The following is a 26,416-nucleotide window of genomic DNA, read 5'->3' as shown; positions in this document are numbered from 1 at the left end:
GAGGCCCGGCGAGCACTGAGGGCGCCCCCTGCGACAGGGGGCGCCCTCAGCTCTGTGCGCGGCTCCCGAACGGGCTTGTCGAAACGCTCAGTCGGTGGTGTACAGGTGCATGCCGGGCACGTGCAGGTCGCCGCCGAACTGGGCCGCCTGGACCACGTGCACCTTGGTCATGTAGATCAGCGGGATGTTCAGCGGCGGCGGGCTGTCCGGGCTGAACGTGACCGGGATCAGCCCCAGCAGGTTGCCGGAGATGCTCTCGGTGTACATCACCGTGTCGCCGCCGGTGATGGTGGACGTCGAGCCCTTGGCCGCCTGCACGTGGTACGTCTTGCCGGCCCGCTTGTCCTTCACCGTCTGGTGCAGGTCGCCGATGTCCGTACCGCCCGAGATGACGTACTTCAGCACCTTCTTGGTGGTGCCGTTGGCCGTCCTGACCTCGACTATGCCCTTGTAGTCGGCGCCCTTCAGCGTCAGCGAGCTGGCGTCCAGGTACCAGGGGTCGTCCGCCACCGGCACCTTGTTGTCGACGCCGCTCTCGGCGTCGGTGGCCGCCGGGCAGTCGTCGGGGGACGTCGTGGCGCTCGCGGACGGGCTGGGCGTCGCCGACCCGGCCGCGTCCCCGGCCGCCTTCGTGGTGTCCTCGACCGTCTTGGCGGCGTCCCCGGCCGTCTTGGCGGTGTCACCGGCCGTCTCGGAGACCTTGCCGGTGGTGTCCTTGACGGTGTCCGTGACGGTCTTGGTCGTCTTCTCGACGGTGTCCTTGACCGTGCCGGCCGCGCCGCCCTCGCCGGCGGCGGAGGACGAAGCCGACGGGGACGCCGACGGCTCCGGGCTCGTGGACGTGCCGGAGTCCTGCTTGCCGCCGGTGAGGATGTCCCCGAGCGTGTCGCCGAGCGTGCCCAGCACACCGCCGGTGCTCTTGGTCGCCGACGGGGACGGCGTCGCCGTGCCGCCGCCGGACCCGGAGCCCGAACCGGAGCCGGAGGAGCCGGACGTCGCCGTGGGCTCGGGCGCGGGCTCATCGTCGGAACCTGAATCCGACGAGGAGGGCCCACCCGGGGCCTGCGTGGCCTTGGTCCCGCCCTTGTCCTTGGCCCCGGCGGACGCCGTGGGGGCCGGCGTCGCGGTGTCCGTGGACTCGCTCGCGGACGGCGACGGCGAGGCCGAGGCCTTCCCCGCGTCCTTCAGCGCGTCGACGCAGTCCTTGTACTCCGCCGCCTTCTGGCTGTTGGACGTCGCCGTGCCGTTGTCGGCGAGGGCGAGCGTCGACGTGAAGCCCATGCCCACGATGACGGCGGTGGGCATCGCCACGGAGGCGATCGCCTTGCCGGCGGGCATGTGGAACCTGGTGAACAGCGGCCGCCTGGGTGCCGCGTGGCGGGGACCGGTTCTCGCACGGGATCCGTCCACATCGGCCCCGTGGGTCACCTCGTCAGCCGGCACTGTGCCTCCCGTTCGCCCCGTTGGCCGGGCTCGTTCCTGACAGGTCGTTCGACTCGTTCACGGTGCCCGCGTCCGGCGTCTTGTCCAGCCAGGACCCGGGGGTGTCCGACCGCCCCGTGCCGGGACCCTCCGCACCCTCCGGCGCGGCCGGCGAGCCCGGCACCCACGACACGGCCATCGCACCGCCGACGAGGGCGAACAGGAAGCCGACGATGAAGCCGCCGAAGTTGGACACGGGCAGGGACACCAGCCCGAGCAGGATCGCGGCGACGCCCGCGAAGGTCCGTACGTGCTTCTGGAACCAGAGGCTGAGGCCGAGGACGACGAGCAGTACGCCGATGATCAGGGATCCGGCTCCCGCCGTGGTCGCCATCGCCAGGGTCAGGTGACCGAGCTGGAGATGTGCGTACGGGAAGTACATGATCGGAAAGCCGCTGAGCAGGACGAAGAGGCCGGCCCAGAACGGCCGGGTGCCCCGCCAGGCGCGGAACTGCAGCCTGCGGCGGGTGAACTCGCCGGGTTCGGCGGCAGGAGTCTCGGCGCTCATGGAAAACAGCTCCCTGGTGCGGCGTTGCTGTGGTGGTGATGAGTGCCGCGTGTGAACACGCGGCCGGAGTGTGGACGGGCGGGGCGCCGTCGGCCCCCCGCCCGTCAGCGAGTGCCTAGTAGCACTCGTGCGTACCCATAGACAGCGACATCTTCAGGCCGCTGAGCTTGAAGGTTCCGGCTGTGGTCGCCCACGCCGTCTGCTTCACGTCGGTCAGCGTGGCCGAGTCGGCCTGCTGGGCGAAGCCGAACGGGTTGGCCTGCTCGCCGTTGCCCTTCATGCCCGGACCCTTGCTGGCGTCCTTGGCCGCAACACCGATGTCGATGTTGTTGAAGACGGCGTCGGCGTTGAGGTCGGCCACGTCGATGTAGAGGTTGTCGGCCTCAACCGGCTTGGAACCGCCGCCCGCCTTCAGGAGCAGGCTCACGTTGCCGATCGGCGTGGGCGTCACGACCGACTGGCACATGTTGTTGATCGTGGCCTTCTTGAAGGCCGAGACCGCGACCGGGTGATTCTCGTCCTCACCCTTGAGGGTCTTGCCCGAGTCGATCGCGCCGTACTGGGCGAACCCGTTGCCGACGAGCTTGTCGGCCGTCACCTTGAACGACTGACCCGACACGCTGAACGACGCGGCGAGGGCGCCCTGCGCCAGCGCCACGCCTATCGCTGCCGTCGCGGCCATGCTGGGCACCATGACCACAGCGAACCGCTTCCATCTGGTCCCGCCACGCACCTGGGACTCCATATTTCCTCCTTCTCGGACGTACATCTCCTGGCCCGGCTCGCCCCTATCGGCGGCTCAGCCGGGCAGGGATGGGAGAAGTGCTACGTCCTCGGAAAGGAGAGCGCCCGTACTCATCAGGCACGAACCGCGCCCGAACCACCGGCGATCACCCCCGAGCGACAACCACTGGTCGCGCCTGACACGCATCACGCACAACCTTCTGGACAGGCTTCGCCGTGCGGCGAAGACCCCCCTGTCCTAGAGCCGGCGCCACTGCCGCCGGCTCTGCTCGGTGGGGACCCAGAGTCTCCCTCGACCCGGCCGGCTGCCGGGGGTACGGGAATGGACCGAGCGTCGCCGATCGTGGTGCATTCTCGGCCTCGGCACAAGGGGGTTCGTTACTGGCTAGTAACGGCCGGATAACCGAACAACGACCCAGCGGTCTCGAAGGGCGACGCTGGGTGGCAGCCAGGGGCAGAGCAAAGCCGTTGATCCTTGGACGAATCCAGACAGATCAACGGCTTCGATTTACTCGGAGTAACAGCGGCCGCAATTGCCAAGTTTTGGCAAAGTGCGACCGCCCTGACGCCTCGTCGGCGAAGTTTTCACCTCGGCATCACATGCCGCGGCGTTTAGCGACTGGTCAGAACAGAGCCCGGGCGAGGGCCCGTCGGGCCCCGACCACGCGCGGGTCCTCCGGCCCCACGACCTCGAACAGCTCCAGCAGGCGGCGGCGTACCGCGTCCCGGTCCTCGCCCGCGGTGCGCCGCACGGCGTCGATGAGCCGCCCGAAGGCGTCGTCGACGTGACCGCCGACGAGGTCCAGGTCGGCGGCCGCGATCTGCGCGTCCACGTCGCCCGGCTTCTCGGCGGCCTCCTTGCGCACCAGTTGCGGGTCCATGTCCTGCACCCGCTGCAGCAACTCGGCCTGCGCGAGGCCGAGTTTGGCCTCCGTGTTGCCCGGGTCGTCGCTCAGCACGTTCCGGTACGCCTGGACGGCGCCGCCCAGGTCCCCCGCGTCCAGCGCCTGTACGGCGGCCTCGAGCAGCGCGTCGTACGGTCCCGCCGGCGCCTCCTGCGGCACGGCGGCGCCGGGCGCGGCGTCCGGGTCGACGGTCAGGCCGGTCAGCCCGAAGCGCTCCTCGGCGACCTGCACCAGCTGGTCGAGGGTCTGGCGGATCTGCTGTTCGCCTGCGGCGCCCTGGAAGAGGGGCAGCGCCTGTCCCGCCACGACGGCGAAGACGGCCGGGATCCCCTGGACCCCGAACTGCTGCATCAGCATCTGGTTGGCGTCGACATCGATCTTGGCGAGCAGGAAGCGCCCGTTGTACTCGACGGCCAGTCGCTCCAGGACCGGGCTCAGCTGCTTGCAGGGCTGACACCACTCGGCCCAGAAGTCGATGACGACCGGCACTTCGGCGGACCGCTGCAGGACATCCCGCTCGAATCCCGCCTCATCGACGTCGATGACTAGGTCGGCCGGGGAGACGGCCCCCGCGCCGCCCTGCCGGGCGGCTTCGGCGCGCGTCTGCTCGGCCTTGGCCTTGGCCTCCTGGGCCGCCTTCACCGCGGCGAGGTCGACCACGCCGCTCATGGACATGTTCCGTGGCTGCATGCGTCTATCCTCCCCTGTTCCGGCGCCTGAAGAAAAAAGCGAGTGCCCGGCGCCGGGTCCCCACCCCACGCCGGTGGCAGTCGCCCGTGTACGTCCCTCACGAGCTTTCGCTACGACCCGTAGCGTAATGCCCGGCACGGGTCCCGCGACACCGGTCCCCGGTGATCTCCCTCACGACCGCACAGTTTCCGCCGGTTATGGTCGGGGCATGCAGAGCCGCCGTCCCGCCAGCCGTACCGGACGCCCGCGCAGCGCCACCGCGGACGCCGCGATCCTGGCCGCCACACGGGAGGCCCTGGTGGAACTGGGCTGGTCGAAGCTGACCCTGAGCGACGTGGCCCTGCGGGCCGGGGTCGCCAAGACGACGCTCTACCGGCGCTGGGCGGGCAAGAACGAACTGGTGGTGGACGCGGTCGCGGAGCTGTTCGACGAGCTCGAACTGCCCGACAGCGGCAGCCTGGCCGCCGACATCGAGGGCGTGGTCCTGCAGTTCGCCGCGATCCTGGCCCGCCCGGAGGCCAGAAGTGGCCTGATGGCGGTGGTCGCGGAGGCGACCCGGGACGACGCGCTGCGCGAGCGGATCCGCGCCTCGATCGTGGACCGGCAGCTGCGCCTGGTCCTGGAGGGCCGCGCCCGGGCCCAGCGGCGCGGCGAACTCCCGCCCGAGCCGGATCCGGCGGAGTCGTCCCGCACGGTGGACCTGATCTTCGACATGGTGGCGGGCGCGGTGGTGCACCGCACCCTGGTGAGCGGCAAGCCGGCGGACCGGGCCTGGGTGCACGACTTCACCCGGGTGCTGCTGCTCGGCCTGACCACGCAGCCGGACGGCGGCGCGGCCTAGCCCGGACCGCCGGGGCGGACCGGGCCCTACCGCCGGGGCGGACCGGGCCGTACCGCCAGGCGGTGGGCCGGTCCGGCCGGACGGCCGAGGACCCGGCCCCGGTGACACCCGCGGCGGGCGGCGGCTGTGACGGCGGCTAGAACCCCGCCGGTTCCGTGTACACCCCCCACTCGTCCCGCAGCACGCCGCAGATCTCGCCGAGGGTCGCCTCCGCCCGTACGGCGTCCAGCATCGGCTCGATCATGTTGGCCCCGGAGCGCGCGGCCGACAGCATCGCCTCCAGCGCGGAGCGCACCGCGGCCTCGTCCCGCGCCGTCTTCCGCTCGCCCAGGACGCGGACCTGCTCCCGCTCCACCTCGTGGCTGACCCGCAGGATCTCCAGGTCCCCGGTCACCGATCCGGTGGCGACGTTGACGCCCACGACCCGCTTCTCGCCCTTCTCCAGCGCCTGCTGGTAGCGGAACGCGGACTCGGCGATCTCGCCGGTGAACCAGCCGTCCTCGATCCCGCGCAGGATCCCGGAGGTGATCGGCCCGATGGGGTGCCGCCCGTCCGGGTGAGCCCTGAGCCCGCGCTCCTTGATCTGCTCGAAGATCTTCTCCGCGTCCGCCTCGATCCGGTCCGTGAGCTGCTCGACGTACCAGGAACCGCCCAGCGGGTCGGCGACGTTGGCGACGCCGGTCTCCTCCATCAGCACCTGCTGGGTGCGCAGCGCGATCTCGGCGGCCTGCTCGCTGGGCAGCGCCAGCGTCTCGTCCAGCGCGTTGGTGTGCAGGGAGTTGGTGCCGCCGAGCACGGCGGCCAGCGCCTCCACGGCGGTGCGCACCACGTTGTTGTACGGCTGCTGTGCGGTCAGCGAGACGCCCGCGGTCTGCGTGTGGAACCGCAGCCACTGCGCCTTCTCGCTCTTCGCGCCGTACACGTCCCGCATCCACCGGGCCCAGATCCGCCGGGCCGCGCGGAACTTGGCGATCTCCTCGAAGAAGTCGACGTGCGCGTCGAAGAAGAAGGACAGGCCGGGCGCGAAGACGTCCACGTCGAGGCCGCGGCTGAGGCCCAGCTCGACGTAGCCGAAGCCGTCGGCGAGCGTGTATGCCAGCTCCTGCGCGGCCGTGGCCCCGGCCTCGCGGATGTGGTAGCCGGAGACGGACAGCGGCTTGTAGGCGGGGATGCCGGCCGCGCAGTACTCCATCAGGTCGCCGATCAGACGCAGATGGGGCTCCGGCTGGAAGAGCCACTCCTTCTGCGCGATGTACTCCTTGAAGATGTCGGTCTGCAGCGTGCCGTTGAGGACCGACGGGGCGACGCCCTGCCGCTCGGCGGCGACCAGGTACATGCAGAAGACGGGCACCGCGGGACCGCTGATGGTCATGGAGGTGGTCACGTCCCCGAGCGGGATGTCCTTGAACAGGACCTCCATGTCGGCGGCCGAGTCGATCGCGACGCCGCAGTGCCCGACCTCACCGAGCGAGCGGGGGTCGTCGGAGTCGCGCCCCATGAGCGTCGGCATGTCGAAGGCCACGGACAGGCCGCCGCCGCCCGCGGCGAGGATCATCTTGTAGCGCTCGTTGGTCTGCTCGGCGTTGCCGAACCCGGCGAACTGCCGGATCGTCCAGGTGCGCCCGCGGTAGCCGGTCGGGTGGAGCCCGCGCGTGAAGGGGTACTCCCCGGGCCACCCGATGCGCTCGAATCCCTCGTACGCGTCCCCGGGCCGGGGTCCGTACACCGGCTCCACGGGATCGCCGGAGAGCGTGGTGAAGTCTGCGTCGCGCTTGCGCGCGGCGTCGTAACGGGCCTGCCAGCGCCGGCGGCCTTCCTCGATGGCGTGAGCGTCCATACCGTCGAATTTACTTGGACGTCCTAGTAAATGTCGATGGCAACCGTGTCACGGCTGGGAGAACACCGCCGTACGGGTGCCGTACGGCGGTTCCGGAGACCCGGTGCCGGAGACCCTGGGCTAGGCCTTGGCGACGGCCGGGGCCGGGCCCGCGACCTTGCCGTCCAGCTCGCGGCTGATCCGGCGCTCGACGAAGAAGGCGGCCGTCGGGATCGTGCCCGCGAGCAGCACCCAGAGCTGCTTGCCGACCGGCCACTTCGCCTTGGAGCCCAGGTCGAAGGCGAAGACCAGGTAGACGACGTACAGCCAGCCGTGCGCGATGGCGACGACCCGGGTGACGTCGGCGGCACCGTCCATGTCCAGCCCGTACTTCGCGATCATGCTCAGGCACAGCAGCACCAGCAGCACACCGGTGACGTAGGCCAGGACGCGGTAGCGGGTCAGCACGCTCTTCTTCATGCCGTCGAGCGTAACCGCCCGTTGCGGGAGATCTTGCCCCGGGTCACCCCTCGTCGAAGTCGTGTGCCGCGATCCGCAGCGGGCGCAGCATGGCGAAGATCTCCGCGCACTCCTCGGCGTCGTAGGCGCCGAGGCCGAAGTCCATCGCCATCAGGTCGCGGGTGGCCGCGTCGACCACCTCGCGGCCCTTGTCGGTGATGACGGCGAGCGTGCCGCGGCCGTCGGCGGGGTTGGGCCGCTTGGCCACCAGACCGGACCTGACCAGCCGGTCCACGGTGTTCGTCACCGAGGTGGGGTGCACCATCAGCCGCTCGCCGATCTTGGACATCGGCAGCTCGCCGGCCTTCGAGAAGGTGAGCAGCACCAGTGCCTCGTAGCGCGCGAAGGTCAGTCCGTACGGCTTGACCACCGCGTCGACCTCGGCCAGCAGGATCTGCTGCGCCCGCATGATCGAGGTGATCGCGGCCATCGCGGGCACGTTCCCCCAGCGCTGCGTCCAGAGCTCGTCGGCGCGTGCGATGGGGTCGAAGGGGAGGCTGAGAGGCTTGGGCACGTCAGCAGACCCTACCGGCCGGTCATATGCCGGTCAGCCCCGTCTCGGCTTTCGGTCACCCGGGGGCCGGGACGCGGGACGGATCAGCCCGCGAGGTGCCGTTCCACGGTCTCCACCTTGGCGGTGAGGCCGTCGGTCACACCGGGCCGGATGTCCGCCTTGAGGACGAGCGAGACGCGCGGCGCCCGCGCCTCCACCGCGGCCACGGCCCGCCGGACGACGTCCATGACCTCGTCCCACTCCCCCTCGACCGAGGTGAACATGGCGTCGGTGCGGTTCGGCAGCCCGGACTCGCGGACCACACGGACGGCGTCGGCGACGTACTCCCCCACGTCCTCGCCGACGCCTAGGGGCGTCACGGAGAAGGCGACGATCATGCGTTCACGACCCCTTCCTTGCGGGCGCGGGCGGCGATGACGGCGTTCTCGGCCTCGCGGCGCAGCCTGCGCTCCGCGAAGAAGCCGCCGGTGGGCAGCACGGAGAGGACGAAGTAGAGGGCGGCGGTGCCGAAGCCCCACTTGGCGCGGTTCCAGGCGTCCGCCCAGAAGAGCACGTACAGGACGAACAGCACGCCGTGGACCGCGCCCATCACCGGCACCGCGTTGAAGTCCGTGGTCCGCTTCAGCACCGAGCAGACGAGCAGGACCAGGAAGGACACGGCCTCCGGCGCGGAGACCAGGCGGAGACGGCGGAGGGCTGAGGCGGTCTTGATGTCCACGGATCACCTTCGGTGGGAGTTGCGACGACGGGCCGGCTGCTTTGTGAACACACGCACAAGCTGCGGTCCATTCTGGCAAACGACGGCCCTAGGGGTGCGTTCAGGGTCGTTTCTCCACCCCCGGGCCCTGTTCCCGCCACCCGGCTCGCCGCTACTTTCCCTGCGTGGCGATGTTCCGACTCCAGGGAAGCAAGGTGCTCGCCGTCGACATGACCGGGGACGCCGTCAAGGCGAAGAACGGCTCGATGGTCGCGTACGACGGGCAGATGGCCTTCAAGAAGCTGAGCGGCGGCGGCGAGGGGCTGCGCGGGATGGTGACCCGGCGGCTCACCGGCGAGCAGATGACGGTGATGGAGGTGAGAGGGCAGGGGACCTGCTGGTTCGCGGACCGGGCCTCGGAGATCAACCTGGTACGCCTGCAGGGTGACAAGCTCCACGTCGAGTCGAGCAACCTGCTGGCGACCGACGCGGGGCTGCGCACGGGCACGACGTTCACCGGGCTGCGCGGCGCCTCGCAGGGCAACGGGCTGTTCACGACGACCGTGGAGGGCCACGGACAGGCGGCCATCATGTCGGACGGCCCGGCGGTGGTGCTCCGAGTCAGCCCGCAGTACCCGCTGACCGTCGACCCGGGCGCCTACATCGCCCACCAGGGCCACGTCCGGCAGAGCTTCCAGTCCGGTGTGACGTTCCGCACCCTCTTCGGGGAGGGCGGCGGCGAGGCCTTCCAGATCCGCTTCGAGGGCGACGGGCTGGTCTACGTCCAGCCGAGCGAGCGCAACACGATCGCGGGGGACCTGTGAGATGACCTTCCGGGAGATCAACGACAAGATGGTCGAGGCCACCGTGCTGCCCGGCCGGCGGCTGTTCAGCCAGCGCGGGGCGATGCTCGCCTACCGGGGCGAGGTGTCCTTCACCCCCAGCGTCCAGGGCGGCCAGGGCGGGCTGATGTCCATGATCGGGCGCCGGGTGGCCGGCGAGGCGACCCCGCTGATGTCCGTCGAGGGCAGCGGCACGGTCTTCTTCGGGCACGGCGGCCACCACGTCCACGTCATCGCCCTCACCGGCGACACCCTCTACGTGGAGGCCGACCGGCTGCTCGCCTTCGAGGGCACGCTCCGCCAGGGCACGATGTTCATGGGGTCCCAGGGCGGGGTGATGGGCCTGGTGCGGGGCCAGGTCACCGGGCAGGGCCTGTTCACCACCACCCTCCAGGGCCAGGGCGCGGTGGCCGTGATGGCGCACGGCGGCGTCTTCGAGATCCCGATCACCCCGCAGCGCCCGGTGCACGTGGACCCGCAGGCCTACGTCGCCCACCACGGCGACGTGCGCAACCGGCTGTCCACCGCGCTCGGCTGGCGCGACATGGTGGGCCGCGGCTCCGGCGAGGCGTTCCAGCTCGAGCTGAGCGGCAGCGGCACGGTCTACGTCCAGGCCTCGGAGGAGAAGCTGTGAGCGCGTACGGAGCACCCGGCGGCCCGGTGGTGCACGACCCGGTGTCCCTGCCCGCCGACGACAACGTGAACAAGTACACGTTCTGCGTCGAGCTCAAGGGCGGGGAGTGGTTCCTGCAGAAGGGGAAGATGATCGCCTACTACGGGGCGATCGAGTTCAACGGCATCGGGCACGGCCGGCTCGACCGGCTCGTCCGCACGTCGTTCCATTCGCCACTGCACGCGAGCGACTGGGTCGTGGCGGCCGGCTCGGGGAAGATGCTGCTGGCCGACCGGGCCTTCGACGTCAACTCCTTCGACCTGGACGACGGGAACTTGACCATTCGCGCGGGCAATCTGCTCGCTTTTCAGCCAAGTCTGTCGCTCAAACAGTCGATCGTGCCGGGTTTTCTGACACTCATCGGAACCGGAAAGTTCGTGGCCGCATCTAACGGTCCGGTGGTGTTCATGGAACCCCCGATCCGGGTGGACCCTCAGGCGCTGGTCGGGTGGGCCGACTGTCCGTCACCGTGTCATCACTACGACCACGGGTATCTGACGGGTGTGATGGGCGGTCTACGTGCGATGACGGGCCTGGGCGGGGCTTCCGGTGAGGAGCACCAGTTCGAGTTCGTCGGCGCCGGGACGGTCCTGCTCCAGTCGAGTGAGACGCTGATGGCGGAGCAGGCGATCGGGGCGGTTCCGCCGGAACCGGGCGTTCCCGGCGGTGGCGGTGCGGTACCGGGTGGACACGGTCCGCAATCGGCGGGCACACCGCGCCTTCCCGGACAGCTCGGGGACCTCCAGCGTCGCTTCGGGCTGTGAGCGGTAGTCTGCGGAGTGTGACGGCTCGAACGCGTGCGCACCGTCACACCATCCGAAGTAGTTCGTCATTCAACTTCTTAGGTAGACTTCATTCATGGAGACCGAGACGGCCACGCGCTGGCTGACCGATGCGGAGCAGTGCGCCTGGCGCACCCACCTGGAGGTCAACAGGCTGTTGACGTACCAGCTCGAGAGAGATCTGCAGCCGTTCGGCCTGACGATGAACGACTACGAGATTCTCGTGAATCTTTCCGAGTCGGACGACGTGCGGATGCGCATGAGCGACCTGGCGTCCGCCACGATGCAGTCGAAGAGCCGGCTCTCGCACCAGATCACGCGGATGGAGAACGCGAACCTGGTGCGGCGCGAGAACTGCGAGTCCGACCGGCGCGGGCTCTACGCGGTGCTGACGGACCACGGCATGGCGACGATGCGGAAGGTCGCTCCGCACCACGTGGCGTCGGTGCGCAGGCACTTCATAGACCTGCTGTCGCCGGACGCGCTGACCGAACTGGACAAGGCGCTCAGGCCGATCGCCGAGCACCTGAGGGGACAGCGGGGGCGCCCCTGAGCCGGGCGGGGGTTCCGGGGCGCGAGCCGCGCCCCGGAGGCCGCCTCCGGGCGTCCGGCGGTCAGCCCTCCGTCAGCCCCGCCACCAGCTCGTCCGCCGCGCGGTAGGGGTCGAGGCCACCCGCCACGATGCGCTCGGCGAGGGCGCTGAGCCGGCGGTCGCCGTGCAGGTCCCCGATGCGCTCGCGAAGCGCCGTGACCGCGATGGTCTCCACCTCGCGGGCCGCGCGTGCCCTGCGGCGCTCGGCGAGGACGCCGTGCTCCTCCATCCAGGCCCGGTGCTTCTCCAGGGCCTCCACCACCTCGTCCACGCCCTCGGCGCGGGCCGCGACCGTCTTGACGATGGGCGGACGCCAGTCACCGGGTCCGCGGGCCTCGCCCAGGCCCAGCATGTGGTTCAGTTCGCGGGCCGTCGCGTCGGCGCCGTCGCGGTCGGCCTTGTTGACCACGTAGACGTCGCCGATCTCCAGGATGCCGGCCTTCGCCGCCTGGATGCCGTCGCCCATGCCCGGGGCCAGCAGCACCACCGAGGTGTCCGCCTGGGAGGCGATCTCCACCTCGGACTGGCCGACCCCGACCGTCTCCACCAGGATCACGTCGCAGCCCGCCGCGTCCAGGACCCGGATCGCCTGGGGCGCCGCCCACGCGAGGCCGCCCAGGTGGCCGCGGGTGGCCATCGAGCGGATGTAGACACCGGGGTCCGAGGCGTGGTCCGACATCCGGACGCGGTCGCCCAGCAGGGCGCCCCCGGAGAAGGGCGACGACGGGTCGACGGCCAGGACGCCGACCCGCCTGCCCTGCTTGCGGTAGGCCGTGACGAGGGCGGAGGTGGAGGTCGACTTGCCGACGCCGGGCGAGCCGGTCAGGCCCACCACGTAGGCGTTGCCGGTCAGCGGGGCGAGCGCGGCCATGACCTCCCTGAGCTGCGGGGACGCCCCCTCCACCAGGGAGATCAGCCGGGCCACGGCCCGCGGCCGGCCTTCCCTGGCCTGGGCCACCAGAGAGGAGACGTCCTGCATCAAACAGCTCCGTTCACTTCACCGACACAACGGGGGGAATCAGGCCTTCGGAACCCGCACGATCAGGGCGTCGCCCTGGCCGCCGCCACCGCACAGCGCGGCCGCGCCGACACCGCCGCCCCGGCGCTTGAGCTCCAGCGCCAAGTGCAGCACGAGCCGGGCGCCGGACATGCCGATCGGGTGACCCAGGGCGATCGCGCCGCCGTTGACGTTCACCTTTTCCGTGGAAACGCCGAGGTCCTTCATTGACTGGACCGCGACCGCCGCGAAGGCCTCGTTGATCTCGATGAGGTCGAGGTCCGAGACCTCCAGGCCCTCCTTCTTCAGGGCGTGCCGAATGGCGTTGGACGGCTGGGACTGCAGGGAGTTGTCCGGACCGGCCACATTGCCGTGCGCGCCGATCTCGGCGAGCCACTCAAGGCCCAGCTCCTCGGCCTTGGCCCTGCTCATCACGACCACGGCGGCCGCGCCGTCCGAGATCTGCGAGGAGGACCCGGCGGTGATCGTGCCGTCCTTGGCGAAGGCCGGCCGCAGCTTGCCGAGCGACTCGGCGGTGGTGTCGCCGCGGATGCCCTCGTCCTTGCTGAAGACGACCGGCTCGCCCTTGCGCTGCGGGATCTCGACCGGGGTGATCTCGGCCTCGAAGATGCCGTTCTTCTGCGCGGCGGCGGCCCGCTGGTGGGACAGGGCGGCGATCTCGTCCTGCTCCGGGCGCTTGATGCCCAGGCGGGTGTTGTGCTTCTCCGTGGACTCGCCCATGGCGATGTTCTCGAAGGAGTCGGTCAGGCCGTCGTACGCCATGGCGTCCAGCAGTTCGACGGCGCCGTACTTGTAGCCCTCGCGGGACTTCGGCAGCAGGTGCGGGGCGTTGGTCATGGACTCCTGGCCGCCGGCCACCACGATGTCGAACTCACCCGCGCGGATGAGCTGGTCCGCCAGCGCGATCGCGTCCAGACCCGACAGGCACACCTTGTTGACGGTGAGCGCGGGGACGTTCATCGGGATGCCGGCCTTGACCGCGGCCTGGCGGGCCGGGATCTGCCCCGCCCCGGCCTGCAGCACCTGGCCCATGATCACGTACTGGACCTGGTCGCCGCCGATTCCCGCACGGTCGAGGGCGGCCTTGATCGCGAAGCCGCCGAGGTCGGCTCCCGAGAAGGACTTCAGCGAGCCCAGCAGCCGCCCCATGGGCGTACGCGCGCCCGCGACGATCACCGAGCTGGTCGTACCGGGTGTTCCAGAAGACATGAGCTGCGATCCCCTTACCGGCCTGCACGGCCGAGGAGTGAACGAGGGTTTACTTCGAATGTACTGAGCGGCACTCCGTGCCGTCATCGGCCCGTCGGTGTGATCGCGCGCACGTTGCGTAACCACGCCGGTGGCGTTGCACTGAATCCATGCTGACGCGAATCGACCACATCGGGATCGCCTGCCACGACCTCGACGCCACTGTCGAGTTCTACCGGTCCACGTACGGCTTCGAGGTGTTCCACACCGAGGTCAACGAGGAACAGGGCGTGCGCGAGGCCATGCTCAAGATCAACGAGACGTCCGACGGCGGCGCCTCCTACCTCCAGCTCCTGGAACCGACCCGCGAGGACTCCGCGGTCGGCAAGTGGCTGGCGAAGAACGGCGAGGGCGTCCACCACATCGCCTTCGGCACGGCGGACGTCGACGCGGACGCCGAGTCCGTGCGGGGCAAGGGCGTACGGGTCCTGTACGACGAGCCGCGGCGGGGCTCCATGGGCTCGCGGATCACCTTCCTGCACCCGAAGGATTGCCACGGTGTCCTGACAGAACTGGTCACTTCGGCCCCAGTTGAGTCACCTGAGCACTGACCCTCGTACATATGGGCCGGTAGGGTTGGGGGCGGTCGTCCTCAGAACCGGGGCGGCCGCATGCCGGGGTCCGGGTTTCGGGGGACGAGCGTCGGGGCAGCAGCCCGTGCTCCGCCGTTGATCTGACACCATTCCCCGGGGGCCCCGTTCGGCCGATGGACGGAGCTCGTTGGAGAAGCTGACCAGGGGACGGATGGGACCGCGCAGTGCGGGGCTACGAGAGCCAGGAGCGAGAGCCGGCGGCTGACGTCGACCACCTCTCTCGGTTCGAGGCCGAGATGAAGCGGCTGAGGACCGAGCGGGAAAAGGCGATCCAGCACGCCGAGGACCTCGGCTACCAGGTCGAGGTGCTGCGCGCCAAGCTGCACGAGGCGCGCCGCACCCTGATGACCCGGCCCGCCTACGACGGCGGTGACATCGGCTATCAGGCCGAGCAGTTGCTCCGTAACGCCCAGATGCAGGCCGATCAGCTGCGCCAGGACGCCGAGCGGGAGCTGAGCCAGGCCCGCGCGCAGACCCAGCGCATCCTGCAGGAGCACGCCGAGCAGGCCGCCCGGCTGCAGGCCGAGCTGCACCAGGAGGCGGTCACCCGCCGCCAGCAGCTCGACCAGGAGCTGGCCGAGCGGCGGCAGACCGTCGAGTCGCACGTCAACGAGAACGTGGCGTGGGCGGAGCAGCTGCGCGCCCGCACCGAGTCGCAGGCCCGCCGGCTGCTGGACGAGTCGCGGGCCGAGGCCGAGCAGGCCATGGCCGCCGCCCGCGCGGAGGCCGAACGGCTGACGCGGGAGGCCCGCGAGCGGCTGCAGAGCGACGCGGAAGCCGCGCGGGCCGAGGCCGAGCAGATCCTGCGCCGCGCCCGCACCGACGCCGAGCGGCTGCTGAACGCCGCTTCCACGCAGGCCCAGGAGGCCACCGACCACGCCGAGCAGCTCCGCACCGCGACCGTCAGCGAGTCGGACGCCGCTCGCCGGCAGTCCGCCGAGCTGAGCCGGGCCGCCGAGCAGCGCCTGGCGGATGCCGAGGAGGCGCTGCGCAAGGCTCAGTCCGAGGCGGAGAAGCTCGTCACCGAGGCCAAGGAGGCGGCCGCCAAGACGCTGTCGGGCGCCGAGGCCGCCAACGAGACCCGTACCCGCACCGCCAAGGAGCAGGTCGCCCGGCTGGTCGAGGAGGCCACCAAGGAGGCCGAGAACACCAAGTCCGAGGCCGAGCAGCTCGTCGCGGACGCGCGCGCCGAGGCCGAGAGGATCGTCGCCGAGGCCGCCGAGAAGGCCCGCAGCGTCACCGCCGAGGAGACGGCGACCCAGCTCTCCAAGGCGGCCCGGACCGCCGAGGACGTCCTCGACAAGGCGTCCGAGGACGCCAAGAAGACCACCAGGGCCGCGGCCGAGGAGGCCGAGCGGATCCGCCGGGAGGCCGAGGCCGAGGCGGACCGGCTGCGGGCCGAGGCGCACGACATCGCCGAGCAGCTCAAGGGCGCGGCGAAGGACGACACCAAGGAGTACCGCGCCAAGACGGTCGAGCTGCAGGAGGAGGCCCGCCGGCTGCGCGGCGAGGCCGAGCAGCTGCGCGCCGACGCGGTCGCCGAGGGCGAGTCGATCCGCGCCGAGGCGCGCCGGGAGGCCGTGGCGCAGATCGAGGAGGCGGCCAAGTCCGCCGAGGAGCTGCTCGCCAAGGCCAAGGCGGACGCCGACGAGCTGCGCCAGAAGGCGACCTCGGACAGCGAGAAGGTGCGCACCGAGGCGATCGAGCGGGCCACCACGCTGCGCCGGCAGGCCGAGGAGACCCTGGAGCGCACCCGCAAGGAGGCCGAGCGGCACCGCGCGGAGGTCGTCGAGCAGTCCGACGCGCTGAAGGCGGACGCCGAGCGGGCCGCGCGCGAACTGCGTGAGGAGACCGAGCGGGCGGTCGAGACCCGGCGCGGCGAGGCCGCCGAGGAGCTGTCCCGGCTGCAGGCGGAGGCCCAGGAGCGGCTGGCGTCGGCCGAGCGGGCTCTCGGCGAGGCCCGGGAGGAGGCGTCCCGGATCCGCCGGGAGGCCGCCGAGGAGATCGAGCGGCTGCGCACCGAGGCGGCCGAGCGGATCCGCACGCTCCAGCAGCAGGCCGAGGACGAGGCCGACCGGCTGCGCACCGAGGCGGCGTCGGACGCGTCCGCCTCGCGCGCCGAGGGCGAGGCCCTGGCGGTACGGCTGCGCTCGGAGGCCGCGGCCGAGGCGGAGCGGCTGAAGGCGGAGGCCCAGGACACCGCCGACCGGGTCCGCGCGGAGGCGCAGGCCGCCGCCGAGCGGCTCGGCGCCGAGGCGTCCGAGACGCTGGCCGCCGCCCAGGAGGAGGCGGCCAGGCGCCGCCGGGAGGCCGAGGAACTGCTCGGCGCCGCGCGGTCCGAGGCCGACCAGGAGCGCGAGCGGGCCCGCGAGCAGAGCGAGGAACTGCTGGCCTCGGCCCGCAAGCGGGTGGAGGACGCGCAGACCGAGGCGACCCGGCTGGTCGAGGAGGCCGACCGGCGCGCGACCGAGATGGTGTCCGCCGCCGAGCAGCACGCCCAGCAGGTACGGGACTCCGTCGCCGGGCTGCACGAGCAGGCGCAGCAGGAGATCACCGGGCTGCGCTCGGCCGCCGAGCACGCGGCCGACCGTACGAAGCGTGAGGCCGAGGAGGAGGCGGACCGGGTCCGCGCCGACGCCTACGCCGAGCGGGAGCGGGCGAGCGAGGACGCCTCGCGGCTGCGGCGCGAGGCGAACGAGGAGGCGGAGGCCGCCAAGGCGCTCGCCGAGCGCACGGTCGCCGAGGCGATCGCGGAGTCCGACCGGCTGCGCGCGGACGCGTCCGCGCACGCCCAGCGGGTGCGCACCGAGGCGTCGGACGCGCTCGCCGAGGCCGACCAGGCCGCCGCCCGCACCCGGGCGGACGCACGGGAGGACGCCAACCGCATCCGTTCGGACGCGGCGGCCCAGGTGGACACGCTCATCACCGAGGCCACCGCCGAGGCCGAGCGGCTGCAGACCGAGACGGCCGCCGAGGCCGAGCGGGTGCGCGCCGAGGCGGTCACGGAGGCCGAGCGGGTCAGGGCCGAGGCCACCGCGAGCGCCGAGCAGCTCGTCGGGGACGCCACCGGCGAGGCGGAGCGGCTGCGCGCCGAGGCCGCCGAGACGGTCGGTTCGGCGCAGGCGCACGCGGAGCGGATGCGCGCCGAGGCGGAGCGGCTGCGGGCGGACGCCGAGGCGGCGGCCGAGCGGCTGGTCGGTTCGGCGCGCGAGGAGGCGCAGCGGACGCTGGACGAGGCGCGCAAGGACGCCAACAAGCGGCGTTCGGAGGCGGCCGAGCAGGTCGACACGCTCATCACGGAGACCACGGCGGAGGCCGACAAGCTGCTCACCGAGGCCCAGCAGCAGGCGCAGAAGACCACCGCGGACGCGGAGTCGCAGGCCGACACGATGGTGGGCGCGGCCCGCACCGAGGCCGACCGGATCGTGTCCGAGGCGACCGTCGAGGGCAACTCGCGGGTGGAGAAGGCCCGCACGGACGCGGACGAGCTGCTGGTCGGCGCCCGCCGGGACGCGACCGCGATCCGCGAGCGCGCGGAGGAACTGCGCGAGCGCATCACCGCCGAGATCGAGGAGCTGCACGAGCGGGCCCGCCGGGAGGCCGCCGAGACGATGAAGTCCACCGGCGACCGCTGCGACGCGCTGATCAAGGCGGCCGAGGAGCAGCTCGCCAAGGCGCAGGCGAAGGCCAAGGAGCTTGTGTCGGAGGCCAGTTCGGAGGCCGGCAAGGTGCGCATCGCCGCCGTCAAGAAGGCGGAGGGGCTGCTCAAGGAGGCCGAGCAGAAGAAGGCCACCCTGGTCAGGGAGGCCGAGGAGCTCAAGGCCGAGGCGGTCCGCGAGGCCCGGCGCACGGTCGAGGAGGGCAAGCGGGAGCTGGAACTGCTGGTGCGCCGCCGCGAGGACATCAACGCCGAGATCTCCCGGGTCCAGGACGTCCTGGAAGCGCTGGAGTCCTTCGAGACCCCGGCGGCCGGCAAGGACGGCGGGGTCAAGGCGGGAGCGACGGTCGGTTCCCCCCGATCGGGTGGCAAATCGTCGGACGGCTAGCGAACGGGAAGGATTCCGGTGTGTTCTGGGTGCTTTGCCCAGTTCTTTGGCAAGCCGTCAGGTGATCAGCCACCCAAAAGAGGTGTCATTCTCCAGATCAAACACGTATCCGCTCGATGACACACCGCTTCGGCACCTAGGATTCCACTATCACCTCACCGGTCTCATTCGACAGGAACCCCATGAGCGACACTTCCCCCTACGGCTTCGAGCTTGTGCGGCGTGGGTACGACCGCGCTCAGGTGGACGAACGCATCTCGAAGCTCGTCTCCGACCGTGACAGCGCGCTCTCCCGTATCACCGCCCTGGAGAAGCGCATCGAGGAGCTGCACCTCGAGACGCAGAACGCGCAGGCCCAGGTCACCGATGCCGAGCCGTCGTACGCGGGTCTCGGGGCGCGGGTCGAGAAGATCCTGCGTCTGGCCGAGGAAGAGGCCAAGGACCTGCGTGAGGAGGCCCGGCGCGCGGCCGAACAGCACCGCGAGCTGGCCGAGTCGGCCGCCCAGCAGGTCCGCAACGACGCCGAGTCCTTCGCCGCCGAGCGCAAGGCCAAGGCCGAGGACGAGGGCGTCCGGATCGTCGAGAAGGCCAAGGGCGAGGCCTCGCAGCTGCGTGCCGACGCGCAGAAGGACGCCCAGTCCAAGCGTGAGGAGGCGGACGCCCTCTTCGAGGAGACCCGCGCCAAGGCCGCTCAGGCCGCCGCTGACTTCGAGACGAACCTCGCCAAGCGCCGCGAGCAGTCCGAGCGTGACCTGGCGTCGCGTCAGCAGAAGGCCGAGAAGCGCCTCGCGGAGATCGAGCACCGCGCCGAGCAGCTCCGCCTGGAGGCGGAGAAGCTGCGCACCGACGCCGAGCGCCGCGCCCGCCAGACGGTGGAGACGGCCCAGCGCCAGGCCGAGGACATCGTGGCCGACGCCAACGCCAAGGCCGACCGGATCCGTTCGGAATCCGAGCGCGAGCTCGCGGCCCTCACCAACCGCCGCGACTCGATCAACGCGCAGCTCACCAACGTCCGCGAGATGCTCGCCACGCTGACCGGTGCCGCGGTGGCCGCCGCCGGCTCGCCGGCCGAGGACGAGCCGATCTCCCGCGGCGTCCCGGCGCAGCAGACCCGCTAGCCGAGCGACCGGGTGAGGGGCGGCGGGCCTTGTCCCGCCGCCCCTTCTCGTGTGCCCGTAGCCTGACGGGAGACCGCGGGGCCGGGGCGGACCGCAAGGCGGGTGCCGGCCGTCCGGCCCGGGAAGAGGTGCGCCGCATGTCCGTCTCCGACCGGTCCCTTGAGGACGCCGTCCTCGAACTCCTCGACAGCAGAGCGCCGGGCGCCTCGGTCTGCCCCTCGGACGTGGCCCGTGCGGTCCACCGGTCCGACGACGACGGCTGGCGGGAGCTGATGGCACCCGTCCGCCGGGCCGCGGCCCGGCTCGCGGCCCGAGGAGAGGTGGAGATCACCCAGCACGGAACCCCGGTGGATCCCGCGCGTGACCGCGGGCCGGTCCGGATCCGCCGGCCGTCCCGCTGAGCGCGCACCACCCCGCGCCGGACCGGCCGCCCGAGTGGCAGGGCTCCGGTCCCCGTCCTAGCGTGGCCGCATGATCGAGCTCGAGGGGCTGACCAAGCGGTACGGCGAGAAGGTGGCGGTGGACGGGCTCACCTTCACCGTGCGCCCGGGCACCGTGACGGGATTCCTCGGGCCCAACGGGGCCGGGAAGTCCACGACCATGCGGATGATCCTCGGACTCGACCGGCCCACCGCCGGAGACGTGCGCATCGACGGCCTGCACTACGAGCAGCTCCAGGACCCGCTCACCGCGATCGGCGCGCTGCTCGACGCCAAGGCGGTGCACGGCGGCCGGAGCGCCTACAACCACCTGCTCTGCCTGGCGCAGAGCAACGGCATTCCCGCGCGCCGGGTGGCCGAGGTGCTGGACGCCGTCGGACTCACCGCCGTGGCGCGGAAGAAGGCCAAGGGCTTCTCGTACGGCATGGGCCAGCGGCTCGGGATCGCGGCCGCGCTGCTCGGCGATCCGCGGATCCTGATGTTCGACGAGCCGGTCAACGGGCTGGATCCCGAGGGCATCCACTGGATCCGGAACCTGATGAAGTCGCTGGCCGCCCAGGGCCGGACCGTGTTCGTCTCCAGCCATCTGATGAGCGAGATGGCGCTGACCGCCGAGCATCTGGTGGTCATCGGTCAGGGCCGGCTGCTCGCCGACACCTCCATGGCCGACTTCATCCGGCAGAACTCCCGGGCCTACGTGCGCATCCGCACACCGCAGCGCGAGCGGCTGCTCGACGTGCTGCACGAGGGCGGGATCACCGTCGTCGAGGCGGGCGGCGAGGCGCTGGAGGTGGAGGGCGGCAAGGCCGAGCGGATCGGTGAGCTGGCCGCCCGCAACGGCATCGTGCTGCACGAGCTGAGCCCGCGGCACGCCTCGCTGGAGGAGGCGTTCATGCGGCTGACCGCCGAGTCGGTGGAGTACCACGCGCACGCCGAACCCACCGCCCCGGTCCCGCGGGACTGGGGCGCCGGCTGGAAGGGAGCCTGAGCATGGCCGCCGCACAGGTGATCCGGTCCGAGTGGACCAAGATCCGGTCCGTCTCGTCCACGGCGTGGACGCTCTCGCTGGCCGTGCTGGTCACGATCGCCCTCGGGATGCTCATCTCCGCGCTGACGCGGAGCCAGTTCGGCGACATGCCGGTGGGCGAGCGGCTCTCCTTCGACGCCACCGTGGTCAGCTTCGCGGGCATGACGCTCGGCCAGCTCGCCATGATCGTGTTCGGGGTGCTGGTCGTCTCCGGCGAGTACAGCACCGGCATGATCAGGGTGTCGCTGGCCGCCGTGCCGCGGCGGGGCGCCTTCCTGTTCGGCAAGATCGCCGTGGCCACCGCGCTGGCGCTGGTGGTCGGCATGGTCACCAGCTTCGCCGCGTTCTTCCTCGGGCAGGCGATGCTGGGCTCGCTGCGCACCCACATCGACGACCCCGGGGTGCTGCGCGCGGTGATCGGCGGCGGTCTCTACATGACGCTGATCGCGGTGTTCTCCATGGGCGTCGCCACGATGCTGCGCTCGCCGCTGCTCTCGCTCGGCATCCTGATGCCGTTCTTCTTCCTGGTCTCCAACATCCTCGGCAACGTCGACGCCACAAAGAAGGTCGGCCGCTTCCTGCCCGACCAGGCCGGCAGCCGGATCATGCAGGTGGTGCCGAGGATCGGCGACGACACGCCCTACGGCCCCTGGGGCGGTCTCGGCATCATGGCGCTGTGGGTGGCCGCCGCGCTCGCGGGCGGGTACGCCCTGCTGAAGCGGCGCGACGCCCAGTGAGCCGTTCCGGCCGCGTCCGGTGATGCTCCGGCTTTACTTTCCCTTGGCCGGAACCGTCAGCGCCCGGATATCCTCCTAACCCTTACGGGGGCGTGTGCCCCGCTGTCCTGAACCTTTCGATGGGTGCGGAGCATGATCGAGGCTGTCGGCCTGACCAAGCGCTACGGCGACAAGACCGCCGTACACAACCTTTCCTTCCAGGTGCGACCGGGAGCGGTGACCGGCTTCCTGGGGCCCAACGGCTCGGGCAAGTCGACCACCATGCGGATGATCCTCGGGCTCGACAACCCGACGTCCGGCACGGTGACCATCGGCGGCTACCCGTACCGCAAGCTGCCCAACGCCCCCCGGCACGTCGGCGCGCTGCTCGACGCCAAGGCGGTGCACGGCGGCCGGTCCGCCCGCAACCACCTGCTCAGCCTCGCCCAGCTCTCCGGCATCCCGGCCCGCCGGGTGGACGAGGTGCTGGGGGTCGTCGGCCTGCAGGAAGTGGCGAAGCGGCGGTCCAAGGGCTTCTCGCTGGGCATGGGCCAGCGGCTCGGCATCGCCGCCGCGCTGCTCGGCGACCCCCAGGTGCTGCTCTTCGACGAGCCGGTCAACGGCCTCGACCCCGAGGGCATCCTCTGGGTGCGCAACCTGATGAAGGCGCTGGCCTCCGAGGGCCGTACCGTCTTCGTCTCCTCGCACCTGATGAGCGAGATGGCGCTCACCGCCGACCACCTCATCGTCATCGGCCGCGGCCAGCTCCTCGCGGACATGAGCGTGCGGGACTTCATCTCCGCCAACTCCGCCGACTTCGCACGGGTCCGCACCCCCGACACCGAGCCGCAGCTGCGCGAGAAGCTGTCCGCCGCGCTCACCGAGGCGGGCGGCCATGTGCTGCCGGAGCAGGACGGCGCGCTGCGCGTGACCGGGCTGCCGCTGCCGCGCATCAGCGACCTCGCGCACGAGGCGGACGTACGCCTGTGGGAGCTGTCGCCGCACCAGGCCTCGCTGGAGGAGGCGTACATGCGGATGACGCAGGGCGCCGTCGACTACCGCTCCACCATCGACCAGAAGACCGGGCTGCAGCAGCCGCTGCCGCCCGGCGCCCAGCCGCCCCTGCCGGTTCCCGGCCAGGACCAGCCCGGCTGGTACGCGCCGCCGCCGCCGCAGGCGGGCGGACAGCCGTTCGCCATGCCGGCGCCCGCCGGGCCGTACGGCGGCGCGCCCGGGGGCGGGTACGGGGCGCCCGGCGCCGGCGCCCCCAACCCGTACGCCGCGCCCGCCCCGCAGGCGCCCCAGGCCCAGCCGGTCCCCCAGGCCCAGCCGGCTCCCCAGGCTCCGCCGGTCCCGCAGCAGCCGGCGGCGGCCGCTCCGGCCCCGGCCCCGGCGGCCGAACCGTCCCAGCCCGCACCCGCGGCCCCGGCCGCCGACCCGACCCAGCCCGAGGACGCCCGATGAGCACCCACCAGCCCCCGATGCCGCAGGCCCCGGCCGCCGCGCCCGACTGGCAGGCGGCGCCCGGCGGGAACCACCCCGGCTACAACTCGCCGATCCCCGTCGTGCGCACCCACCTCGGGCACGCGCTGGCCTCCGAGTGGACCAAGATCAAGTCGGTGCGCTCGACGATGTGGACGCTCGGCGTCTTCGTCCTGCTCGTGGTCGGCATCGGCCTGCTGGCCGGTGTGGCGGTCCGCGGCTCCGGCGACCTGGGCGGCCAGAGCCCGCTGACCCTCGGCTTCTTCGGCCTGCTGATCGGCATGATGTGCATCATCACGCTCGGGGTGCTGACCACGGCGTCCGAGTACGGCACGGGCATGATCCGTACGACGACGACCGCGTGCCCGAGCCGGGGCCGGGTGCTGGCCGCCAAGGCGATCGTGTTCTTCGTGCTGGCCTTCGTGGTGACGCTGGCGGTGGTGTCCTTCGTCGCCATGCTCCACGCCTCCATGCTGGACGGCCAGGGCGCCAAGAGCCCGTCCACCGGGGAGTGGCTGAAGGCGACGCTCGGCATCAGCCTCTACATCGCGCTGCTCGGGCTGCTGTCGCTGCTCGTCGGCTCGATGATCAGGCACTCCGCGGGCGCCATCACCATCATGATCGGCGCGGTGCTCGCCCCGCTGGTGATCGCGCTGTTCATGAACGCGTCGTCGCTGGAGAAGGTGCAGACGGCACTGCTGGAGTACTCGATCCCGAGCCAGATGGGCGTGTTCTACGACAACACCCTGAGCCACTCCGGCCCGTCGGGCTGGGACCCGCTGTGGATCATGCTGGGGGTGACCGCCGCGGCCTACGCCGGCGCCTACGCGCTGCTGCAGAGCCGGGACGTCTGAGCCCGGGGTCAGAACCTCGGCGCGTTGCGGGACCGCCGCACCCTCGTGGTGCGGCGGTCCTTCGCGTTCCAGCACGCCTTGTGCCAGTGGCGGCGGTCGTCCACGCCCGCGTGCTCGGGCCAGGCCACCACGTGCGGGACGGCGGAGGGGATCAACTGGTCGCAGCCCGGGCAGCGGTAGGTCTTGCCCTCGGCACTCGCCCCCGCGACATGGCGCACGCTCCACTCCTCGCCCTGCCAGCTCTCCGTGGACTGCCAGCCACCGTACCGGCCCGCCGGATCGTCCTCGGCGCTGCGGCCGGACGATCCGGCTGCCTTCGGTCGGTTGCGACGCGGGGACACGGGACACCTCTCGGAGCTATACAGGAAGCACGGGCCGCATCCAGCGTACGCGGCGCCGTCAGGGGTACACGTAGCGCTCCGATCCGCACAAGTGCCCCCACAAGGGCGCCCATTCTGCAGACAATCCGCAAATCTCCCCGCCAGGCCGTGTCCTCGGCACGTGTCAGACGGTTATGCCCGGTGGGGGAGCTCCGGTCGGAGCCAAGGAAGCAGGAAGAGCGATGCGCGTAGGAAGTTTTGTGCTGGCGGCCCAGTTCCCGGGCCAGGGCCCCGGGGAGGCACTGCACCGTGCGGTCCGCTCGGCGGAGGTCGCCGAACAGGCCGGGCTGGACACGGTGTGGCTGGCCGAGCACCACTTCGTGCCGTACGGCACGTGTCCGTCCGCGGTCACCCTGGCCGCCATGCTGCTCGGGCGCACCGAGCGCGTCCGCGTCGGCACCGCGGTCAGTGTGCTGCCCACGGCCCACCCGGTCGCGCTCGGCGAACAGGCCGCGCTGCTGCACCTGACGAGCGGCGGACGGTTCACGCTGGGCGTGGGGCGCGGCGGACCCTGGGTGGACCTGGAGGTGTTCGGCACGACCCTTCAGGCGTACGAACGGGGGTTCCCGGAATCACTCGATCTGCTGGTGCGCTGGCTGCGCGAACCGTCCGTCGCGGCTTCTGGTGAACGCTTCTCCTTCCGCGAGGTGCCGGTCGTGCCCCGCCCCTCGGAGGCCCTGACGGAGACCCCCGGACCGGAGGTGGTGGTCGCCTGCACCTCACCGGCCACGGTGCGGCTGGCGGCCGAGCGCGGGCTGCCGATGCTGCTCGGGATGCATGTGGGTGACGAGGAAAAGGCCGAGATGGTCGCCCTGTGGCGGCGTTCCGCACGGACCGCCGGCCTGCCCCCCGAGGAGATCGCGGGCGCGGCCCATGTCTCGGCGGGCGTCTGCCAGCTGGCCGACCGGCGCACCGAGGCGGTGGAGACTCTGCTGAAGGCGATGCCGGGCTGGCTGAAACAGGGCCTGGAGGCCCATGTGACCGTGGACGGCAGGGCGCGTGCCATGCGCGACCCGCACGCCTACACCGAACTGCTCTGCGGACTGCACCCGGTGGGCACCCCGCGGCTGGCGGCCGACCGGCTGGCCGCCACCTCCGAGCGCACCGGCATCACCCGCTTCGCCCTCCTCGTCGAGGGTTCGGGCGATCTGGCGGCGACGGAGGAGAACGTGCGGCGGCTGGGCGCCGAGGTGCTGGCCCAGCTCCGCTGACGGGCCGACGGGCCGCAGGGCCCCCGGGCGCCACGGGGGGCTTGCCGCCCCAGTACGCATGCACCTCCCCCAGGTGGAGCGGCAAGCAAGCGGCTCACTGTGCAAACAGCCGGGTGTCCGCGCGTCAGCAGTCCCGGAGTTCCGGCGACTGGTTCAGCAACTGGTTGCGTACCGAGGTGAAGCGGGCCAGCGTCTCGTCCACCGAGTCGTCCAGCGGGAACACCGCCACCCGGTGGCAGTTCTGGAAGGCCAGCCGTACCCCGAAGTGCCGCTGCAGCGCACCGCGTATGGCGTCACTCGCGAGCGCACGCAGCAGCTGACCGCGCGCCTGCTCGTCCGGCGGAGGCGTCTGGTTGTCGGCGAAGGGTCCGCCGTCCACCTTCAGCTGGGCCACCAGGGAGCTGATCATCTCCCACGCATAGGGCAGGGAGGTCCGGACGCAGTCGACGAATGCTGCTTCGTCGACCTCGCCTCGCTCGGCCTGTTCGAGTAGGGCCGGTGAGACGTCGAGCGACATGGGTTCTCCTCTCGCACCCCCGCCGAGCAGGGGTTGCCGGACAGACAAGGGAGTTCGCGATACCGAACACGCTGGGTACACAGACCGCGACCTCCCGTTCTCTACGGTAGGCAACGGTCGGTGACCACACCAGCAGATTGCGTATATGGAACGGTCCCTTT

Annotated in this window: 27 protein-coding genes; 14 read left to right on the top strand and 13 right to left on the bottom strand. The window is 71.5% G+C overall.

Features of this window, described 5'->3' with window-relative positions; translation table 11 throughout:
• Nucleotides 1-87 precede the first annotated feature (87 nt).
• The 4 genes from ACFQ9Z_RS21200 to ACFQ9Z_RS21185 form a co-directional block, all read right to left on the bottom strand.
• Complete coding sequence (locus ACFQ9Z_RS21200) at nt 88-1,443, bottom strand: hypothetical protein (protein WP_383020354.1); 1,356 nt, start codon at nt 1,441-1,443, stop codon at nt 88-90.
• On the bottom strand, nt 1,433-1,990 hold the full coding sequence (locus ACFQ9Z_RS21195; RefSeq protein WP_383020351.1) for a DUF6114 domain-containing protein: 558 nt from the start codon (nt 1,988-1,990) through the stop codon (nt 1,433-1,435). Before ACFQ9Z_RS21195 ends, ACFQ9Z_RS21200 begins: the two co-directional genes overlap by 11 nt.
• Before the next feature lie 115 nt (nt 1,991-2,105).
• Nucleotides 2,106-2,735, bottom strand: coding sequence for a DUF6230 family protein (locus ACFQ9Z_RS21190; protein ID WP_383020348.1), 630 nt, complete (start codon nt 2,733-2,735; stop codon nt 2,106-2,108).
• A 622-nt stretch (nt 2,736-3,357) separates the two neighbouring features.
• Nucleotides 3,358-4,329 carry a tetratricopeptide repeat protein gene (locus tag ACFQ9Z_RS21185; protein ID WP_383020345.1) on the bottom strand — a complete coding sequence of 324 codons (972 nt, stop codon included), beginning with the start codon at nt 4,327-4,329 and terminating at the stop codon, nt 3,358-3,360.
• 208 nt (nt 4,330-4,537) lie between these two features.
• On the opposite strand from ACFQ9Z_RS21185, the gene ACFQ9Z_RS21180 reads away from it, so the two are divergent.
• Nucleotides 4,538-5,170: a TetR/AcrR family transcriptional regulator gene (locus tag ACFQ9Z_RS21180; protein WP_383020342.1), complete on the top strand. Its 633-nt coding sequence runs from the start codon at nt 4,538-4,540 to the stop codon at nt 5,168-5,170.
• A gap of 136 nt (nt 5,171-5,306) precedes the next feature.
• On the opposite strand, the gene ACFQ9Z_RS21175 is transcribed toward ACFQ9Z_RS21180, so the two are convergent.
• The 5 genes from ACFQ9Z_RS21175 to ACFQ9Z_RS21155 all read right to left on the bottom strand — a co-directional run bounded on the left by ACFQ9Z_RS21175 (nt 5,307) and on the right by ACFQ9Z_RS21155 (nt 8,737).
• The gene (locus ACFQ9Z_RS21175; RefSeq protein WP_383020338.1) at nt 5,307-7,007 is read right to left on the bottom strand and encodes a methylmalonyl-CoA mutase; all 1,701 of its coding nucleotides are present in this window, start codon (nt 7,005-7,007) and stop codon (nt 5,307-5,309) included.
• 120 nt (nt 7,008-7,127) lie between these two features.
• A complete protein-coding gene (locus ACFQ9Z_RS21170; RefSeq protein WP_383020331.1) occupies nt 7,128-7,466 on the bottom strand; it encodes a DUF3817 domain-containing protein in 339 nt (112 codons plus the stop codon).
• A 43-nt stretch (nt 7,467-7,509) separates the two neighbouring features.
• Nucleotides 7,510-8,019, bottom strand: coding sequence for a MarR family winged helix-turn-helix transcriptional regulator (locus ACFQ9Z_RS21165; protein WP_383020328.1), 510 nt, complete (start codon nt 8,017-8,019; stop codon nt 7,510-7,512).
• An 83-nt stretch (nt 8,020-8,102) separates the two neighbouring features.
• Nucleotides 8,103-8,396, bottom strand: coding sequence for an MTH1187 family thiamine-binding protein (locus tag ACFQ9Z_RS21160; protein WP_143626819.1), 294 nt, complete (start codon nt 8,394-8,396; stop codon nt 8,103-8,105).
• Nucleotides 8,393-8,737 (bottom strand): DUF3817 domain-containing protein, encoded by a 345-nt coding sequence (locus ACFQ9Z_RS21155; RefSeq protein WP_143626821.1) that lies wholly within the window; start codon nt 8,735-8,737, stop codon nt 8,393-8,395. Before ACFQ9Z_RS21155 ends, ACFQ9Z_RS21160 begins: the two co-directional genes overlap by 4 nt.
• 170 nt (nt 8,738-8,907) lie before the next feature.
• Here ACFQ9Z_RS21155 and ACFQ9Z_RS21150 point away from each other — a divergent pair, with 170 nt between their 5' ends.
• The 4 genes from ACFQ9Z_RS21150 to ACFQ9Z_RS21135 all read left to right on the top strand — a co-directional run bounded on the left by ACFQ9Z_RS21150 (nt 8,908) and on the right by ACFQ9Z_RS21135 (nt 11,566).
• Nucleotides 8,908-9,540, top strand: coding sequence for an AIM24 family protein (locus ACFQ9Z_RS21150; protein WP_383021354.1), 633 nt, complete (start codon nt 8,908-8,910; stop codon nt 9,538-9,540).
• 1 nt (nt 9,541) lies between these two features.
• Nucleotides 9,542-10,192, top strand: a complete 651-nt coding sequence (locus ACFQ9Z_RS21145; RefSeq protein ID WP_383020320.1) for an AIM24 family protein — start codon at nt 9,542-9,544, stop codon at nt 10,190-10,192.
• The gene (locus ACFQ9Z_RS21140; protein WP_383020316.1) at nt 10,189-10,995 is read left to right on the top strand and encodes an AIM24 family protein; all 807 of its coding nucleotides are present in this window, start codon (nt 10,189-10,191) and stop codon (nt 10,993-10,995) included. The genes ACFQ9Z_RS21145 and ACFQ9Z_RS21140 overlap by 4 nt, the downstream gene beginning before the upstream one ends.
• A gap of 94 nt (nt 10,996-11,089) precedes the next feature.
• Nucleotides 11,090-11,566, top strand: a complete 477-nt coding sequence (locus ACFQ9Z_RS21135; RefSeq protein ID WP_383020311.1) for a MarR family winged helix-turn-helix transcriptional regulator — start codon at nt 11,090-11,092, stop codon at nt 11,564-11,566.
• Between the two features lie 61 nt (nt 11,567-11,627).
• Here ACFQ9Z_RS21135 and meaB read toward each other — a convergent pair whose 3' ends face one another.
• Both meaB and ACFQ9Z_RS21125 read right to left on the bottom strand, forming a co-directional pair.
• Nucleotides 11,628-12,584, bottom strand: a complete 957-nt coding sequence (gene meaB, locus ACFQ9Z_RS21130) for a methylmalonyl Co-A mutase-associated GTPase MeaB (RefSeq protein WP_358936009.1) — start codon at nt 12,582-12,584, stop codon at nt 11,628-11,630.
• A 39-nt stretch (nt 12,585-12,623) separates the two neighbouring features.
• Nucleotides 12,624-13,832 carry an acetyl-CoA C-acetyltransferase gene (locus tag ACFQ9Z_RS21125; RefSeq protein WP_383020306.1) on the bottom strand — a complete coding sequence of 403 codons (1,209 nt, stop codon included), beginning with the start codon at nt 13,830-13,832 and terminating at the stop codon, nt 12,624-12,626.
• 149 nt (nt 13,833-13,981) lie between these two features.
• Here ACFQ9Z_RS21125 and mce point away from each other — a divergent pair, with 149 nt between their 5' ends.
• The 8 genes from mce (at nt 13,982) to ACFQ9Z_RS21085 (ending at nt 24,147) form a co-directional block, all read left to right on the top strand.
• Nucleotides 13,982-14,422, top strand: coding sequence for a methylmalonyl-CoA epimerase (gene mce, locus ACFQ9Z_RS21120; RefSeq protein ID WP_143626833.1), 441 nt, complete (start codon nt 13,982-13,984; stop codon nt 14,420-14,422).
• A gap of 206 nt (nt 14,423-14,628) precedes the next feature.
• Entirely contained in the window at nt 14,629-18,510 is a 3,882-nt protein-coding gene (scy, locus tag ACFQ9Z_RS21115) for a polarized growth protein Scy (protein WP_383020297.1), read from the top strand.
• 182 nt (nt 18,511-18,692) lie between these two features.
• Nucleotides 18,693-19,628 carry a cellulose-binding protein gene (locus ACFQ9Z_RS21110; RefSeq protein WP_383020293.1) on the top strand — a complete coding sequence of 312 codons (936 nt, stop codon included), beginning with the start codon at nt 18,693-18,695 and terminating at the stop codon, nt 19,626-19,628.
• Nucleotides 19,629-19,765: 137 nt separating this feature from the next.
• Nucleotides 19,766-20,029 carry a DUF3253 domain-containing protein gene (locus tag ACFQ9Z_RS21105; protein ID WP_383020289.1) on the top strand — a complete coding sequence of 88 codons (264 nt, stop codon included), beginning with the start codon at nt 19,766-19,768 and terminating at the stop codon, nt 20,027-20,029.
• Between the two features lie 70 nt (nt 20,030-20,099).
• Nucleotides 20,100-21,056, top strand: a complete 957-nt coding sequence (locus ACFQ9Z_RS21100; RefSeq protein ID WP_383020285.1) for an ABC transporter ATP-binding protein — start codon at nt 20,100-20,102, stop codon at nt 21,054-21,056.
• 2 nt (nt 21,057-21,058) lie between these two features.
• The gene (locus tag ACFQ9Z_RS21095) at nt 21,059-21,832 is read left to right on the top strand and encodes an ABC transporter permease subunit (RefSeq protein ID WP_383020281.1); all 774 of its coding nucleotides are present in this window, start codon (nt 21,059-21,061) and stop codon (nt 21,830-21,832) included.
• Nucleotides 21,833-21,964: 132 nt separating this feature from the next.
• Complete coding sequence (locus ACFQ9Z_RS21090; protein WP_383020276.1) at nt 21,965-23,275, top strand: ABC transporter ATP-binding protein; 1,311 nt, start codon at nt 21,965-21,967, stop codon at nt 23,273-23,275.
• On the top strand, nt 23,272-24,147 hold the full coding sequence (locus ACFQ9Z_RS21085) for an ABC transporter permease (protein ID WP_383020271.1): 876 nt from the start codon (nt 23,272-23,274) through the stop codon (nt 24,145-24,147). The genes ACFQ9Z_RS21090 and ACFQ9Z_RS21085 overlap by 4 nt, the downstream gene beginning before the upstream one ends.
• An 8-nt stretch (nt 24,148-24,155) precedes the next feature.
• On the opposite strand, the gene ACFQ9Z_RS21080 is transcribed toward ACFQ9Z_RS21085, so the two are convergent.
• Nucleotides 24,156-24,488: an ATP/GTP-binding protein gene (locus ACFQ9Z_RS21080; protein WP_383020261.1), complete on the bottom strand. Its 333-nt coding sequence runs from the start codon at nt 24,486-24,488 to the stop codon at nt 24,156-24,158.
• Between the two features lie 221 nt (nt 24,489-24,709).
• On the opposite strand from ACFQ9Z_RS21080, the gene ACFQ9Z_RS21075 reads away from it, so the two are divergent.
• Nucleotides 24,710-25,738 carry an LLM class flavin-dependent oxidoreductase gene (locus tag ACFQ9Z_RS21075; protein WP_383020258.1) on the top strand — a complete coding sequence of 343 codons (1,029 nt, stop codon included), beginning with the start codon at nt 24,710-24,712 and terminating at the stop codon, nt 25,736-25,738.
• Between the two features lie 124 nt (nt 25,739-25,862).
• Here ACFQ9Z_RS21075 and ACFQ9Z_RS21070 read toward each other — a convergent pair whose 3' ends face one another.
• On the bottom strand, nt 25,863-26,255 hold the full coding sequence (locus ACFQ9Z_RS21070; protein WP_383020252.1) for an SCO5389 family protein: 393 nt from the start codon (nt 26,253-26,255) through the stop codon (nt 25,863-25,865).
• Between the last annotated feature and the right edge of the window lie 161 nt (nt 26,256-26,416).

The organism is Streptomyces sp. NPDC056580 (genome assembly GCF_042793175.1).
Lineage (GTDB): Bacteria > Actinomycetota > Actinomycetes > Streptomycetales > Streptomycetaceae > Streptomyces.
The sequence above is the reverse complement of the archived record's forward strand: the minus strand, read 5'-3'. Positions and strand labels throughout refer to the sequence as shown.